12 protein-coding genes and 1 pseudogene are annotated in these 14,976 nt (G+C 70.6%); 7 read left to right on the forward strand and 6 right to left on the reverse strand.

Annotation, left to right across the window (positions count from 1 at the left end; translation table 11 throughout):
• Window positions 1-348, reverse strand: a pseudogene (locus EOE48_RS02535) (uroporphyrinogen-III synthase); the annotation flags it as partial.
• A 351-nt stretch (window positions 349-699) separates the two neighbouring features.
• Between EOE48_RS02535 and tsaD the strand changes: the two are divergent.
• The 3 genes from tsaD to EOE48_RS29705 are packed head-to-tail and all read left to right on the forward strand — an operon-like array spanning window position 700 to window position 3,619.
• A complete protein-coding gene (gene tsaD / locus EOE48_RS02540; RefSeq protein WP_127727213.1) occupies window positions 700-1,761 on the forward strand; it encodes a tRNA (adenosine(37)-N6)-threonylcarbamoyltransferase complex transferase subunit TsaD in 1,062 nt (353 codons plus the stop codon).
• Window positions 1,758-2,630: a GNAT family N-acetyltransferase gene (locus tag EOE48_RS29700; RefSeq protein WP_246153917.1), complete on the forward strand. Its 873-nt coding sequence runs from the start codon at window positions 1,758-1,760 to the stop codon at window positions 2,628-2,630. The genes tsaD and EOE48_RS29700 overlap by 4 nt, the downstream gene beginning before the upstream one ends.
• On the forward strand, window positions 2,627-3,619 hold the full coding sequence (locus EOE48_RS29705) for an NAD(P)H-dependent glycerol-3-phosphate dehydrogenase (protein ID WP_246153918.1): 993 nt from the start codon (window positions 2,627-2,629) through the stop codon (window positions 3,617-3,619). The genes EOE48_RS29700 and EOE48_RS29705 overlap by 4 nt, the downstream gene beginning before the upstream one ends.
• Window positions 3,620-4,206: 587 nt before the next feature.
• Here the strand turns inward: EOE48_RS29705 and EOE48_RS02550 are convergent.
• Window positions 4,207-5,844: a porin gene (locus EOE48_RS02550; RefSeq protein ID WP_127727214.1), complete on the reverse strand. Its 1,638-nt coding sequence runs from the start codon at window positions 5,842-5,844 to the stop codon at window positions 4,207-4,209.
• 769 nt (window positions 5,845-6,613) lie between these two features.
• Here EOE48_RS02550 and EOE48_RS02555 point away from each other — a divergent pair.
• On the forward strand, window positions 6,614-7,189 hold the full coding sequence (locus EOE48_RS02555; protein WP_187371298.1) for a transposase: 576 nt from the start codon (window positions 6,614-6,616) through the stop codon (window positions 7,187-7,189).
• A gap of 143 nt (window positions 7,190-7,332) precedes the next feature.
• On the opposite strand, the gene EOE48_RS02560 is transcribed toward EOE48_RS02555, so the two are convergent.
• On the reverse strand, window positions 7,333-9,006 hold the full coding sequence (locus EOE48_RS02560; RefSeq protein WP_127727216.1) for a formate--tetrahydrofolate ligase: 1,674 nt from the start codon (window positions 9,004-9,006) through the stop codon (window positions 7,333-7,335).
• A 264-nt stretch (window positions 9,007-9,270) separates the two neighbouring features.
• Here EOE48_RS02560 and EOE48_RS02565 point away from each other — a divergent pair, with 264 nt between their 5' ends.
• From EOE48_RS02565 to EOE48_RS02575, 3 genes are all read left to right on the forward strand, one after another.
• Window positions 9,271-9,513, forward strand: coding sequence for a hypothetical protein (locus EOE48_RS02565; RefSeq protein ID WP_127727217.1), 243 nt, complete (start codon window positions 9,271-9,273; stop codon window positions 9,511-9,513).
• Between the two features lie 83 nt (window positions 9,514-9,596).
• Window positions 9,597-10,892 carry a pilus assembly protein TadG-related protein gene (locus EOE48_RS02570; RefSeq protein WP_127727218.1) on the forward strand — a complete coding sequence of 432 codons (1,296 nt, stop codon included), beginning with the start codon at window positions 9,597-9,599 and terminating at the stop codon, window positions 10,890-10,892.
• Window positions 10,893-11,132: 240 nt separating this feature from the next.
• Window positions 11,133-11,690 carry a hypothetical protein gene (locus EOE48_RS02575; protein WP_127727219.1) on the forward strand — a complete coding sequence of 186 codons (558 nt, stop codon included), beginning with the start codon at window positions 11,133-11,135 and terminating at the stop codon, window positions 11,688-11,690.
• Between the two features lie 113 nt (window positions 11,691-11,803).
• On the opposite strand, the gene EOE48_RS02580 is transcribed toward EOE48_RS02575, so the two are convergent.
• From EOE48_RS02580 to EOE48_RS02590, 3 genes are read right to left on the reverse strand one after another with little or no spacing between them, the layout of a single operon-like run.
• On the reverse strand, window positions 11,804-12,700 hold the full coding sequence (locus tag EOE48_RS02580; RefSeq protein ID WP_127727220.1) for an ABC transporter permease: 897 nt from the start codon (window positions 12,698-12,700) through the stop codon (window positions 11,804-11,806).
• A gap of 4 nt (window positions 12,701-12,704) precedes the next feature.
• Window positions 12,705-13,661: an ABC transporter permease gene (locus EOE48_RS02585; RefSeq protein WP_127727221.1), complete on the reverse strand. Its 957-nt coding sequence runs from the start codon at window positions 13,659-13,661 to the stop codon at window positions 12,705-12,707.
• Window positions 13,658-14,944, reverse strand: coding sequence for an ABC transporter substrate-binding protein (locus EOE48_RS02590; protein WP_127727222.1), 1,287 nt, complete (start codon window positions 14,942-14,944; stop codon window positions 13,658-13,660). Before EOE48_RS02590 ends, EOE48_RS02585 begins: the two co-directional genes overlap by 4 nt.
• Between the last annotated feature and the right edge of the window lie 32 nt (window positions 14,945-14,976).

A 14,976-nucleotide genomic window follows, 5' to 3' on the forward strand; every position in this document is an offset into this window, starting at 1 on the left:
GGCGGGCTCGGGCTTGCGCTCGCGGCCGGCGGCGTGGAGCAGGCGCGCCCCGGGGGAGAGGTCCGACGCGATCAGGGCGGCGAGGGCCGCCGCGTCGCCGCCGGCCTCGCGCAGCACCGGGCCGCGCCCGGCCGCCCGCGCCCCCGCCGCGTGGGCGCGGGTGAGCCCCCCCCCGCCTACGGGGCCCGCCGGGGGCGGCGCGTCGCCCGGCGCGACGGCGAGGACCGGCGCGAGCAGCGGGACGTGGCCGAGGGCGGCGAGGCGCGCGGCGCTGCGCCCGCCCGCCGGGAGCGGGCGCGCCACCCAGACCCGCAGCGGGTCCGCCTCCGCCTCGCCGGGCCCGGTCATTCGGTTCCTCCCTTCGCAGGGCCATCGCTCGGGAGCGATGGCCCTTGTTTCCTCCTCGGCCTCAGGCGCCGGCATTCGCGTCCGCTCACTTGGCTTCCGCTCCGCGGGGCGCTCCTCGCGCCCGCCATCGCGTGTCGCCCTGCGGGCGACCGCAGGACCATCGCCGAAGCGACGGCCCTGCTCCTTGCACCTTGGCGCACCCGCCCCCGCGGGGTTATCTGACGGCACCATGACCGCGAGCCGGCGCCCGCGCCAGCCCGCGAGGGCGGGATCCGTTTCCAGGAAAGCGGGTTCCGTCCGGTACCCCCGAGTCCGCCCGCCCGGCGGCGTCACCGCGAAGAGCCGCCCCGCATGCACGTCCTCGGCATCGAGACCACCTGCGACGAGACCGCGACCGCCGTCGTGGCGCTGACGGAGGACGGCCGCGGCCTGATCCGCGCCAACGAGGTGCTGAGCCAGATCGCCGAGCACGCCGCCTATGGCGGGGTGGTGCCGGAGATCGCCGCCCGCGCCCATGTCGAGGTGCTCGACCGGCTGATCGCCCGCGCCCTCGACGCCGCCGAACTCGGCTTCGACGACCTCGACGGCATCGCGGTGGCGGCGGGGCCGGGGCTGATCGGCGGCGTGCTGATCGGGCTCGTCACCGCCAAGACCCTCTCGCTCGTCACCCGCAAGCCGCTGCTCGCCATCAACCACCTCGAGGCCCACGCCCTCACGGCCCGGCTCACCGACGGCGTCGCCTTCCCCTACCTGCTGCTGCTCGCCTCCGGCGGCCACACCCAGCTCGTCGCGGTCCGGGGCGTCGGCGACTACGTGCGCCTCGGCTCGACCATCGACGACGCCATCGGCGAGGCGTTCGACAAGGTGGCGAAGCTCCTCGGCCTGTCCTATCCGGGCGGCCCCGAGGTCGAGCGCGCCGCCGAATCCGGCAACCCCGAGCGCTTCGCCCTGCCCCGCCCGATGCTCGGCCGGCGCACCCCCGACTTCTCGCTGTCGGGCCTCAAGACCGCCCTGCGGATCGAGGCCGAGCGCATCGCGCCGCTGACCCAGCAGGACGTCGCCGACCTGTGCGCGAGCTTCCAGGCCGCGGTGGTCGACGTGGTGGTCGACCGGGTGCGGGTGGCGCTGCGCAGCTTCGGCCCGGTCGCCGGCCACCCGACCGCGCTCGTCGCCGCAGGGGGCGTCGCCGCCAACGGGGCCCTGCGCCGGGCGCTGGCGCAGCAGGCCGGCGAGGCCGGGCTGCCGCTGGTGGCGCCGCCGCTGCCGCTGTGCGGCGACAACGGCGCGATGATCGCCTGGGCCGGGATCGAGCGCCTGCGGCTCGGCCTCGTCGACGACCTCACCGCCCCGGCCCGGCCGCGCTGGCCGTTCGCCGCCGCCTCGCCGCGCGAGGCGGCGGACGCCGCCGGATGACCGCGCCGGGACACGATCCCGAGGCGGAGGAATGCCAGCGCCGCTGGCGCCGCCTCGTCGACGAGCGCCTGCCCGCCGCCGCCCGCCCCGGCTGGCCGTCCTCGCGCGACGGCTTCGCCCGCATTCTGCTCGACAACGCCAGCGGCGGGCCGTGGCGCGAGAGCCTCGCGCCCCCGGCCTGGGCCAACCTGCCGCCGGCGCGCCTCGCCGCGGCGCTCGCCCTCGGCGAGGCGGTGCTGGCCGGGACGCAGGACCTCGCCGAGCTCGACCGCCGCTCCCTGGCGTGGCGGGCGCGGCCGGCGATGCCCGCCGCCCCGGCCGCCCTGGCGGGCGAGGGCTTCCGCCTGCGCCGCTGGCGGCCGGGGGACGACGCGCCGTTCGCGGCGATGAACGCCGACCCGTCGGTGATGCGGTTCTTTCCCGCCCGCAAGACCGCCCGCGAGAGCCTCGCCGAGGCCCGTGCCCTCGACCGGCGCTTCGACCGCGACGGGTTCGGCCCGTGGGCGATCGAGACGCCGGAGGGATTCTGCGGCTTCGTCGGCTGCTGGCGCCCGGCCCGGCCGCTGCCGGTCGCGGCCGGGCCGGGCGCCGCGGTCGAGATCGGCTGGCGGCTCGCTCGCGCGGCCTGGGGCCGCGGCCTCGCGACGCGCGGCGCCCGCCTCGCCCTCGCCGACGCCTTCGGGCGCTGCGGCCTCGCCGAGGTCGTCGCCCTCACGGCGGTCCTCAACGGCGCCTCGCGCCGGGTGATGGAGCGGCTCGGCATGGAGCGGGTCGACACGTTCGCCCATCCCGACCTGTGCGAGAGCGATCCGCTGCGGCCGCACGTCCTCTACCGCCTGCGGGCGCCGGCCGCGGGAGAGGGGTCGTGACGGTGACGGTGGCGGTGGTCGGCGGCGGCGCCTGGGGCACGGCGCTCGCCAACGCGGCAGCCGCCGGGCAGGAGGGCGAGGTCGTGCTGTGGATGCGCGACGCCGCCGCGGCGCGCGACGCCGCCCGCGCCCGCGAGAACGCCCGCTACCTGCCGGGCGTGCCGCTGCACCCGCGGGTGCGCCCGAGCGGCGAGGCCGGCGACCTCGCCGGCGCCGGGGCGGTGCTGCTGGTGGTGCCGGCCCAGACCCTGCGCGGGGTTCTGGGAACCTTGCGCCCGGCCCTGCGCCCGGACGCGACGCTGGTGATCTGCGCCAAGGGGATCGAGCGCGGCAGCGACGCCTTCATGACCGAGGTCGCCGCCGCGGTGGCGCCGGGCGCCCCGCTCGCGGTGCTGTCGGGCCCGAGCTTCGCCGCCGACGTGGCGCGCGGCCTGCCCACCGCCGTCACGCTGGCGGCGGCGGAGCCTGCGCGCGCCGCCGCCCTCGCCGGCATCCTGTCGGGGCCGGCGCTGCGGGTCTACCATTCGGGCGACCTGCGCGGGGTCGAGATCGGCGGCGCGGCCAAGAACGTGCTCGCCATCGCGTGCGGCGCGGTCGTGGGCCGCGGCCTCGGCGAGAGCGCCCGCGCCGCCCTGGTCGCCCGCAGCTTCGCCGAACTCATGCGCTTCGCCCGCGCCTGCGGCGCCCGCTCCGAGACCCTGATGGGCCTGTCGGGCCTCGGCGACCTGGTGCTCAGCGCCTCCTCGGCGCAGTCGCGCAACTTCGCCTTCGGCGAGCGCCTCGGCCGCGGCGCCGACCCCGGCGAGGCGGCCGGCGGCAAGCTCGCCGAGGGGGCGCTCACCGCCGCCGGCCTCGTCGCCCTCGCCCGCCGCCACGGGGTCGAGATGCCGGTGGCCGAGGCGGTCGCCGCCCTCGTCGCCGGCACGCTGCGCCTCGACGATGCCATCGCGGCGCTGATGCGCCGCCCGCTGCGGGGCGAGGACGAGTAGGGCCGTCCGGCCCCGGCGGAGGCCCGGGAGGGACAGGGTGGCGTCGGGGCGAGGACGGGCAGGGTCGATCCTCACGCCGTCCCGCCCGGCCCGGCCGCACCCGCCCGACGGACGCGGTGCCGTGGCGTCCGTCCGCGGGTCTCCCCGCGACGGAAGGCGCACCGTGGGCGAGCCCGGCATCGACCTCGCGCGGGACGCCGACGACATCGGGCATGACGCGCGAGCGCTCGGCTCCCGGCGAAGACCGGCTGGCCGCGGGAGGAGAACCCGGTCCACGGCGGACGCGGTCAGACCTTTCTCCTCCGCTGGGTCAAAAAAGATCTCAAGTCTTGTTGACGCAAGAACCGGACATGCTAGGTTGCATCAACCTTGGTTTCGAGACCCAGGCCAACTTTTAAGACGCACTCTGCAGAGTGCGTCTTTTTTATTGTCTGCATTTTCTCTAAATTTACAACACGAATAGGCCCCGGCGAGACGCCGGAGCCTTGGCAATACTTTACAATGCCTGATCGGGATCGAGAGATCCGGTGCCCCGGTCGATCCGTGCGAGGGCGGCCGGGACCGGCCGCCCTCGCGGGTGGTTGGCCTCAGAAGTCGCGCTGCACGCGCATGCGGACCTGGAAGGTGTCCGTGGCGTTGGTGGTCGGGAGGGCGATGCCCGCCGCGTTGATCGGCTGACCAGCAGCGTTCACGCCGGTTGCGACTTGTCCCGCGGCTTTGTTCAGGTCGATGGTCCGCCCGCTCTGGAGAGCGGCGCGGGTGTAGACACCCTCGACGCCGATATCGAGGTCACGCACCGGCGACCAGATCAGGCTGCCGCCCGCGACGAGTTGGTTGGTGTCGCGCAGCACGCCATTGAAGCCGTAGGCGGCGTTGATCGGGTTCAGGAAGCTCGTGACCGGCGCTGTCAGCAGACCGACATTGACGCGGCTGGCCCGACCGAACGACTGCTCGCCGTAGCTCCCGAAGACGGCCGACCGCCATTGCGGAGTCCAGTAGTGCAGGAACGAGGCGACGACCGACCAGCTCTTCGACAGATCGAGCTTGCCCGTCAGCGGATCGAGGACGGCGTCCGCGTACCAGTTGTTGAGGGTCGCGCCGGCCGCCACGTTGCTGTTGGCGAGGTACGAGCCATTCCAGGACGAGAAGCCGACGTAGCGCTGAGCGCCTTCGCCGTAGGCGCCCTGAAGGTACAGGGTATCGCCGGGGGCGATGAAGGGCGTGTTCACCTTCAGGCCGGCCTGGATTGCCCAACCGTACTCGCTCGACGGATGCGGAGCCGAGGCGAAGGTCGAGGTGCCGCCCCCGAACAGGCGCGTGCCACCGTTCGCAAGGCCGGCATTGAGTTCGTGGACCGCCGCGGAGAGCTGCGCCGAGCCCCAGGCCGAGTCGTATCGCAGCGCGCCGACGAAGTCGGGCATGCGCGAGCGCTGGCTGACGTCGTATTCCGCAACGCCGACCGGCACACCGTTGAGCGACGACAGCACCGGCGAGAAGTTGGAGCCGCCCGTGATCAGCGCGAACTGGCTGGAGGCCACGATGCTGTTCGAGCTTGCGCTGCCGAAGAGCGGCGTGCGGCGCAGAGCCGGATCTTCGACCGACAGGGTCGCCGAGAAGCCGTTGCCGAAGGTCGCGGTGTAGGCCAGCAGGTTGGTCGAGGGCAGATCGGAACCGAGCGTGCCGCCGATCATCTCGAAGTCGTGGGCGTAGAAGTCGAAGAACGACGAGGCGCGACCGGCGGTGAACCCGGCGAACTGGATGAACGCCTTGTCGATGTTGACGTTCGTCACCGCGCGGCCGTAGCCGTCGACGCCGAAGGCGAGGATGTTGCCGCCCTGCCGGGTCTGGGTGCCCGAGGCAAGGAACGGTCCGGTGCCGTAGGCGAGGTCGAAGCGGATGAAGCTGCGCAGGGTGCCGTAGGCAGTCGACGTCCGGGCATCGAACGCAAAGCGACCGAGGCCCTGGTAGCCCATCAGGTCGCCGGCGTTGCCGTTGTTGCCGCGGAAATAGTTCTGCAGGTAGGTGGCCTGGAACCGGGCGCGGCCCGAGATGCGCAGGCAGGTATCGGTTCCGGGGATGTAGAAGAAGCCGGCACCATGCGCGGTGCAGACCTTCACGTATTCGACCGGAACCGCCTTCTTCACCGGCAGATCGGCAGCATGGGCACCTGCCACGACGGTCAGGCCAGCAGCCGAACCGAGCAGAAGGCTCTTCACGAGCTTCATTGAGACCTCCAAAGTTTCGGACCCCTCAGGGATGAGTGACTCTGCCCCGAAGACTGACGCCTCCAGTCGACACGCCCTCTTATGTCCCCTCGAAACTCCAGCCTCTCCGAAAGGATCAAGCCGGAGACCGTCTTTCCCAAGATCGGTGCGTCGGAAACATGTTCCATGTCGGTCATTCGATCAATCATCGACGAGTTATAACAGGCTATTACCAAGTTATAACGTAGAGTTTGTGGCAAAATCAGCACAAGCAGTCACTGCTAGTTCTTGAAGCGCTTTTTTCAGTCAGGCAAGGGACAAAAGCCTTTGTTTCTGACTCGTAAATCGCCTCTCAAGAGAAATTTATGTCATAACAAGCGACTTTGATTTGCTTGTCATCGAGTTTTTGACTTTAGGTCAGTGAGAGAAATGTCGCATATTATCGAGTATAATTTTATTTCTATATGATTTTTCGACGAAAATACGGCCCTGGAACTCTGGAAAAATTTTCATACTGCTCATTTTAGCAAGTTATATCTTTTATAAAAAGCCAAAATTTCGGAATATCGAACATCTTCGTGCAGTAATAATATATCTTGGTCCGAATGGACTTTTTTTATTGCAGATTATCAAAATATATCATTCGGACATCCGCCAACAAAAACTTTGATCGAGGCGGTAATGCCAATCTATCATGCCGGTCGATTCATCGGACCCAAGGTCATTCGGGAGATGTCCCGGGTGGTCAGGATCTGCGATCGCCCGCCGCGGTTCTCGGGACGGAGGAAGGATGCTGACGGAGAGGCAATGGACGACGCTCGAGCCGTTGCTTGACCTGTGCCGGCCGCGCGGGAAGACCCCGCCGCACGATCTGCGTGGAACGGTCGAGGCGATCCTCTGGCGCCATTGTCATCGCGAGAACTGGCGGGCCGTGCCGCCGCACTACGGCCCATGGTGGCGCGCGGCGCAGACCTTCAATCGCTGGTCGAAGCACGGGGTGTGGCAGGTGGTGGTGGACCGGCTGGTCGCGCGGTTCGAGGAGAACGGGTGGCCGGTCCCGCCGACGCCGGAGGCCGGGAGCGGAGGCGCGGCGCGCCAGGACGAGCTCCGGAGCGGAGAGTATCAGGTCCACTGCCTGATCAGCATCCTGAACGCCCTGCCGGCGGAGACGGCACCCGCGGCGCGGTCCGTGCCGGCCCCGATCGCCGGGGATGCGCCGGGCGCGCAGCCGGCCGGATCCGGCCGGGAGACCGGGGAGATGACGCGCTCGCTCCTCGCGCGCACGGAGTTCGCGATCGCGCAGGCGGCGTCCCTGCGGGCCGGGCCGGCCTCCGTCGCCCGCATCCGCCCCTCGTCCCGGTACTGATTTCGGACGATTCGGTCCGAAATCCGTATCGCCAGCCCGCGCGGCGCTTGAGCGCGGCGCTTGAGCGAAGCCGGTTTCCGCGTTGCGGAGCCATCAATCGGACACCGTATGAGGCCGCGGCCCGCGGGTCCCGGGCCGCCGCGTCAGAACAGCCCTTCGATCTGCCCGTCCTCGCCGAGATGGATGCCCTCGGCCGCCGGCACCCGGGGCAGGCCGGGCATGGTCATGATCTCCCCGCAGATCGCCACCACGAAGCCGGCGCCGGCCGAGAGCCGCACGTCGCGCACCGCCACGACGTGGCCGCTCGGCGCGCCCATCAGGCCCGGATCGGTCGAGAACGAGTACTGGGTCTTGGCCATGCAGACCGGAAGCCGGCCGTGGCCGGCGGCCTCGAACTGCGCGAGCTTGGCCGCCGCCTTCGATTCGATCTGCACGTCCGCCGCCCCGTAGAGGGTCTGCGCGATGGTGCGGATCTTCTCGGCCAGCGGCGCCTCCTCGGGATAGGCGTAGTGCGGCACCCGGCCCCCGCCCTCGGCGAGCGCCACCACCGCCCGGGCGAGGTCCTCGGCCCCGGCCCCGCCCTCGGCCCAGTGCCGGCAGGTGATCGCCTCGACGTCGAGCCGGTCGCGGCACAGCGCCTTGAGCGCGGCGTGCTCGGCCTCGGTGTCGGCGTGGAAGTGGTTGACGGCGACCACCACCGGCAGGCCGAACCGGCGCACGTTCTCGACGTGGCGGGCGAGGTTGGCGAATCCCCGCTCCAGCGCCTCGACGTTCTCGGCGCCGAGCGCACTCTTGGCGACGCCGCCATGCATCTTGAGCGCCCGCACGGTGGCGACGATCACCACCGCGCTCGGCGCGAGGCCGGCCTGACGGCACTTGATGTCGAGGAACTTCTCCGCCCCGAGATCGGCGCCGAAGCCGGCCTCGGTCACCGCGTAGTCGGCCAGCCGCAGGCCGGCCCGGGTCGCGATCACCGAGTTGCAGCCATGCGCGATGTTGGCGAACGGGCCGCCGTGGATCAGCGCCGGCGACCCGTCCAGGGTCTGGACGAGGTTCGGTTGCAGCGCGTCCTTCAGCAGCACCGTCATGGCCCCGGTGGCCTTGAGGTCGGCGAGGGTCACGGGCTTGCGCTCGCGGGTCTCGGCCACGACGATGCGGCCAAGGCGCGCCTCGAGGTCGGCGAGGTCGCGGGCGAGGCAGAACACCGCCATCACCTCGGAGGCGACCGTGATGTCGAACCCGTCCTCGCGCGGGTAGCCGTTGGCGACCCCGCCGAGGCTCTGGGTGATCTGGCGCAGCGCCCGGTCGTTCATGTCGACCACGCGGCGGAAGGCGATGCGGCGCAGGTCGATGTCGAGGTCGTTCGACCAGTAGACGTGGTTGTCGAGCAGGGCCGCCGCGAGGCTGTGGGCCGAGGTGATGGCGTGGAAGTCGCCGGTGAAGTGCAGGTTGATCGCCTCCATCGGCACCACCTGCGAGCGGCCGCCGCCGGCCGCGCCGCCCTTCATGCCGAAGCACGGGCCGAGGGAGGGCTCGCGCAGGCAGATCATCGCCCGGCGGCCGATGCGGTTGAGGGCGTCGCCGAGCCCGACCGTCGTGGTGGTCTTGCCCTCGCCCGCCGGCGTCGGGCTGATCGCCGTGACGAGGATCAGCCGGCCCTCGGGCCGCCCGTCGAGGGAGCGCAGATAGGCGTGGTCGATCTTGGCGATGTGGCGCCCGTAGGAGTGCAGCGCGTCGTCGGGAATGCCGAGACCCGCCGCGACGGCGCTGATCGGCTGCAGGGTGGCCGCGCGGGCGATCTCGATGTCGGTCGGCATGGATCCCGTCGTGTGTCTGGCGTGGCGTTCGTGGGGCGCATCCTAGGCCGACGCCGCGATCGTCCACCAGACTCAATCGGTTGAGCGATTCGCTCAAAAAAATTGAACGCCCGTCCGCGCGCCCGGTGCCGACAAATCCCTGAGTTGCGGCATCGAAGCGTTAGCCATCCCGTACGATCACCCCGCGAGTGCGCGATCGGACTCGGATCCGCTTCACCAATCGGGACCATGGTGGCCGTCTGTTTCGCACGGAGGACCCGCGTCATGACCTTCGTCCTGCGCGCCGGACTGGTGATCGGCGTGATCTTCTACCTGTCGCCGCTGCGGCACGCCGGGCCGGGCCCGGCCCCGGGGCCCGGGCTGGCCGCGCTCGCCGAGCCGCTCCGCGAGCACGCGCTCAGGGCCGGTGCGGCGGAGGCCGGCCGCGCCGCCGAGGCCTCCCTGCGCGGAACCCTCGGCCTCGACGCCCCCGCGCGGCATCCCGACACGACCGCCGCGATCCGGTGACGGTCGACTCCTCTCCGGGCGCCCGCCCGCCCCGGAGGCCGAACGCCCCGAAGGCCGAACGCTTGCAACCCAGCAGACCCGCCATGATCGCGACCCACCTCGTCTCCGCGCTCCGCCGCTTCCGGTCACCCCAGGGCTCCGTCTCGGTCCTCGTGGCGGCCGCCCTCGTCCCCCTCATCGGCATGCTCGGAGCCGGCCTCGACTACAGCCGCGCGATGGTGAGCCGGGGCCGGCTCGACGCCGCCCTCGATGCCGCGGTGCTCGCCGCCGCCCAGGCCGCCAAGGCCGCCGACGCCCAGAACCAGAGCAAGGACCAGATCGAGGCGGCGGCGAAGAAGGCCGGCGAGGCCGCGTTCGTCGCCAACGACGCGGTGGCGGGCAACGTCGCGGTCGAGATCAGCCCGGCTCTCACCAACCGCACGGTCACCATCACCGGCACCTACACCGCCGACGTCAAAACCACCGTGACCCAGCTCATCGGCTACCCGTCCGTGCCGATCAGCGGCCGCTCGACCGCCAGCGCCGAACTGTCGCCCTACATCGACATCTACCTGCTGATCGACGTCTCGGCCTCGATGGCCCTCGGCGCCACCACCGCCGACATCGCCAAGCTGACCTCCGCCTTCGGCTGCGCCTTCGCGTGCCACGACGACGTCAAGGTCAAGGGCACGCAGTACGACAGCTTCCAGTGGGCCCAGAAGAACGGCATCCGGCTGCGGATGAACGAGATCAACGACGGCATCGCCGACTTCGTCGCCACGCTGCAGAAGCAGGGCGCAGCCAAGCAGCGCCTGCGCATCGCGGTCTACAGCTTCAGCACCACGCTGACGAAGCTCGTCGGCCTGACCTCGACGCTCAGCGCGGCCACCGGCAACCTGCCGACCGCCCCCGACCTCTCGCACGAGGGCGGCGACCCGAAGGTGATCGACTACGCCGGCGCGACCCATTTCGGCAAGATCATGCCCGACTTCGCCAAGGAGGTCGGGGCGGGCGGCGACGGCCAGACCGCGGCCAAGAAGCTCGTCATCATCGCGACCGACGGCGTGCAGGACCCGACCCGCTCCTGGACCAACTACGTCGAGCTGCGGCCGCAGGTGACCCCGTTCAGCCCCGCCGATTGCCAGAAGCTCGACGCCAGCGTCTCGGTCGGCGTGCTCTACGCGCCCTACCTGCAGATGCCGTGGGACTGGGGCTACGTCGCCACCCTCGGCCAGCCGAGCCAGATCGGCAACCGCGGCACCCGCTTCGACGACATCGTGCCCCAGCTCAAGGCCTGCGCCTCCCCGGGGATGTTCGTGGATCTCGGCACCACGAGCTCGGTCGCCAGCGGCTTCAAGTCCCTGTTCGACACCTTCGCGCAGGTGCGGCTGACCCGCTGACCGCGGCGAACCGCCTGCCGGAGGGGGATTCGGCAAAAGGGGTTCGGCTTCCAATGCTCATATGATACTGACGGGGAGTTATGCGGCAGGTATGATGGACTAGGCCTGGAGGAAACCGGCCCGTTGACGCCGGGACGCGAGCCCGGCCCGGGCGGGGCCCCAGGCCCGGAGAGGGTGGCAATGCTCGAATCGGACGGCGAAGACCGCGCGGCGCTCGTCAGGAGCGCCCTGGATACGCTGTTGCGGTCCGGTCCCTTCGCCCGTTCGCCCAAGCTCGCCGGCTTCCTGCGCTTCGTGGTCGAGGAGGAGCTGGCCGGCCGGGGCGCCACCCTCAAGGCCTACACCATCGCGACGCAGGCCCTCGGCCGGCCGAAGGACTTCGACCCGGGCGTCGATCCGAGCGTCCGGGTCGAGGCGGGGCGCCTGCGCCGGGCGATCGACGAGGGCTACGCGGTGATCGAGGAGCCGCAACCGGTGCGCATCCGCGTGCCGGTCGGCACCTACCGGCCGCAATTCGAGCGCGTCGCCCCGCCGGAGCCGGCCGCCATACCCGACCCGGCCGCGGCCGTGCCGGCACCGGGGCCGGCTGCCCCGGGCCTGGTCCCCCCGGGCTCGGCGGCGGCCGCCGCCGGCCTGATCGGCTTCAGCCCGCGGGCCCAGAGCGTCATCATCGCGCTCCTCGCCAGCATCCTGCTGCTGCTCTGCGTCGAGGTCTACCTCCTGATCGCCCTGCACCCGATCGCGAACGGCGACGACCGGCAGGCCCAGCGCACCGGCGTGAGCCAGACGATCCGCTGACGGCGCGGGCGGGCCGGGGCAGGCCCCGGCGCCCGGATCAGGATCCGGCGCCCGGATCAGGATCCGGCGCCCGGATCAGGATCCGGCGCCCGGATCAGGATCCGGCGCCCGGATCAGGATCCGGGCATCAGGCCGCTGCGGGCGCGGCGGCGCTGGAGCCAGAGATAGGCGCCGAACGACAGCGCGATCACCGCGAGCGAGACGCCGGTGGTGACGGTGCCGAGGGCGTAGATCTCCGGCGTGGTCACGGTGGTGGTGAGCCCCTGGAGTTCGAGCGGCAGGGTGTTGCGGCCGCCGATCGCCTGGCTGGTGCGGGCGAGTTCGTCCCAGGACAGGGTGAAGCCGAACAGCGCGACGCCGACGAGCGACGGCAGGATGATCGGCACGACGACGTGGACCAGGGTCTGCGGCCCGGTGGCGCCGCAATCGCGGGCCGCCTCCTCGTAGGCGCGGTTGAAGCGGTTGAACACCGCGAACATGATGAGCAGGCCGAAGGGCAGCGTCCAGGTCAGGTGGGCGCCGAGGGCCGAGGTGAACAGCCCCATCAGGGTGCCGTGGTCCTGGAGGAACCCCCAGCCGGTCGCGGCGGCGAGCGCCTTGACGACGTCGTCGAGCAGCCGGAATTCGAGGCCGATGCCGAGCGAGACGACGATCGAGGGCACGATCAGGCTCGCGACCGCGGTGTAGAACACGACGCCCTGGCCGAAAAATCCCTTGCGGAAGGCGAGTCCGGCGAAGAAGGCGAGGGTCACGCTCAGCGCCATGACGACGAGGCCCAGCGCGAAGGAGCGCCGGAACGCCGCCCAGATGTCGACCACCCCGAGCCCGGCCCACAGGCGCGAGAACCAGAAGGTCGAGACCCCGTTCATCGGGAAGGTCAGGCCGCCCTGCGGTCCCTGGAAGCTCAGCACCAGGATGGTCAGGGTCGGCCCGTACAGGAACAGCACGAACAGGCCGAAGAACGCGGCGAGCAGGTAGAACGAGAGCGGGCGGGGTCCGTCGCGCAGCATCGGCTCACAGCTCCCGGCGCAGGTCGATCAGCCGCGTCAGCGCGACGATGACGAGGAGCACCGCGCCTAGCAGCACCACCGCGTTGGCGGCGGCGGCGGGGAATTGCAGGTAGGCCATCTGGACCTGGATCACCTTGCCGACCGAGGCGATCTGCTGGCCGCCCATGACGCCGACGGTGACGAAGTCGCCCATGATGAGGGTGAGGACGAAGATCGACCCGATGGCGATGCCGGGCTTGGCGAGCGGCACGATCACGTTCCACAGGGTCTGCCACGGCGTCGCGCCGGCATCGGTCGCCGCCTCGATCAGCGAGCGGTCGATCCGCATCATCGAGTTGAAGATCGGCACGATCATGAACACGGTGTTGAGGTGGACGAAGGCCAGCACGACCGAGAAGTCGGAATAGAGCAGCCCCTCGATCGGGGTGCGGATCAGCCCGAGGGACATCAGCCCGTCGTTGACCAGCCCGTTGCGGCCGAGCAGCGGCATCCAGGCGATCATCCGGATGACGTTCGAGGTCCAGAACGGGATGGTGCAGATCAGGAACAGCACCGTCTGCATGGTGCTGGAGCGGACGTGGAAGGCGACGAAATACGCCACCGTGAACCCGATGACGAGGGTGAAGGCCCAGCCGAGCAGGCAGAACTTCAGCGTCGACAGGTAGGTGCGGAACGTCGTGCAGAGGTCGCCGCCCGACAGGCAGCCCTCGAACACGTCGGCGTAGTTCTGGAGCGTGAACGACGGGATGATCTCGTACTCGTTGTACTCCCAGAAGCTGACCACCAGGGTCAGCACCAGGGGCACGACGAAGAACACGAGGAAGACCAGGGCGAGCGGCCCGACCTGGAGATAGGCGAGGCGGCGCTGGCGCCGCTCCGCCGTCCGGAGGCCCGCCGCCGGGACGGCGGGCGCCGCGACCTCCGGCAGGGAGGTCAGGGCGGGCTCGCTCGTCGTGCTCATGCGGCGATGAACTCGTTCCACTTGCGGACCATGTAGGTGTTCTCGTCCATCACCGAGTTCCAGCAGGCGACCGCGCCCATGCGCTGCTCGAACGAGCCGCCGTCACGCACCGCCCCGGCCTTCTCCAGCACGGTCCCGTCCGGCCCCTTGATGTCCTGCTCGGCGGGCTTGCCCTCCATCCAGAACGCCCATTCGTAGGGGGCCATGTTCTCCTTGGCCGTCTCCAGCACCGCCGAGTAGTAGCCCTGGCGGTTGAGGTAGGCGCCGGCCCAGCCGGACAGGAACCAGTTGATGAAGTCGTAGGTGGCGTCGAGCTTGCGGCCCGAGAGGGTCTTGGGCAGGCCGAACCCGGTCGCCCAGGCGCGGTAGCCCTCCTTCAGCGGCTGGTAGGTGCAGGCGATGCCCTGCGAGCGCACCTTGGTGACGGCGGGCGACCACATCGACTGGATCACCGTCTCGCCCGACGCCATCAGGTTCACGGACTCGTTGAAGTCCTGCCAGAAGGCGCGGAACTGGCCGGCGCGCTTGGCATCGATCAGCACCTTCATGGTGCGGTCGATCTCGGCCTTCGTCATGTTGCCCTTGTCGGGATAGGTGTAGTCGCCGGTGGCCTCGACCACCATCGCGGCGTCCATGATGCCGATCGACGGGATATTGAGGATCGACGCCTTGCCCTTGAACTCGGGGTTGAGCAGTTCCTTCCACGAGGTGATCGGGCGCTTGATCAGGTCGGGCCGGATGCCGAGGGTGTCGGCGTTGTAGGTCGTCGGGATCAGGGTGATCCACTCGGTCGGCGAGGCGGCGAACTTGGTCGAGTTCTGGCCTTCGAGGTAGAAGACCTTCTTGGGCGCGGTGCCCTGGTCGCCGATTGTCTTGCCCGCGACCTCGCCCTTAGTGAAGACCGGGGTGATCTTGTCGGCGTTCTTGATCCGGCGCGCGTCCATGCCCATCAGGTTGCCGGACGGCATCAGCTTCTTGAGGCTGAAATACTCGGAATCGACGATGTCGAACGAGTTCGGCTGGGTGACGACGCGCTTCGACACCTCGTCGGTGACGACCGGGATGTACTCGATCGTGATGCCGAGGTCTTCCTTGACCTTGCGGGCGATGTCGCCGCTCTGGTTCACGGCGGTGCCGAGGTAGCGCAGGGTCACCGGGTCGGCGGCGTGGATCGCCGGGAAGCCGGTGATCGCGCCCGAACCGGCGGCGACGCCCGCCGCCGCGCCGGCGCCCTGGAGCAGCCCGCGCCGGGTCAGGCCGGGGGTCTTGGTCGCATCGCTCATTCGTCTCTCCCTTGCAATCGTTCCGGGCGCCC

Origin of the sequence: Methylobacterium oryzihabitans (assembly GCF_004004555.2) — a bacterium.
Classification (GTDB): Bacteria; Pseudomonadota; Alphaproteobacteria; order Rhizobiales; family Beijerinckiaceae; genus Methylobacterium; species Methylobacterium oryzihabitans.

Bases quoted from the DNA above. Each gene is read 5' to 3' on its own strand.
- tsaD (WP_127727213.1), top strand. From the start codon at position 700: ATGCACGTCCTCGGCATCGAGACCACCTGCGACGAGACCGCGACCGCC.
- EOE48_RS29700 (WP_246153917.1), top strand. From the start codon at position 1,758: ATGACCGCGCCGGGACACGATCCCGAGGCGGAGGAATGCCAGCGCCGC.
- EOE48_RS02550 (WP_127727214.1), bottom strand. From the start codon at position 5,844: ATGAAGCTCGTGAAGAGCCTTCTGCTCGGTTCGGCTGCTGGCCTGACC.
- EOE48_RS02555 (WP_187371298.1), top strand. From the start codon at position 6,614: ATGCTGACGGAGAGGCAATGGACGACGCTCGAGCCGTTGCTTGACCTG.
- EOE48_RS02560 (WP_127727216.1), bottom strand. From the start codon at position 9,006: ATGCCGACCGACATCGAGATCGCCCGCGCGGCCACCCTGCAGCCGATC.
- EOE48_RS02565 (WP_127727217.1), top strand. From the start codon at position 9,271: ATGACCTTCGTCCTGCGCGCCGGACTGGTGATCGGCGTGATCTTCTAC.
- EOE48_RS02570 (WP_127727218.1), top strand. From the start codon at position 9,597: ATGATCGCGACCCACCTCGTCTCCGCGCTCCGCCGCTTCCGGTCACCC.
- EOE48_RS02580 (WP_127727220.1), bottom strand. From the start codon at position 12,700: ATGCTGCGCGACGGACCCCGCCCGCTCTCGTTCTACCTGCTCGCCGCG.
- EOE48_RS02585 (WP_127727221.1), bottom strand. From the start codon at position 13,661: ATGAGCACGACGAGCGAGCCCGCCCTGACCTCCCTGCCGGAGGTCGCG.
- EOE48_RS02590 (WP_127727222.1), bottom strand. From the start codon at position 14,944: ATGAGCGATGCGACCAAGACCCCCGGCCTGACCCGGCGCGGGCTGCTC.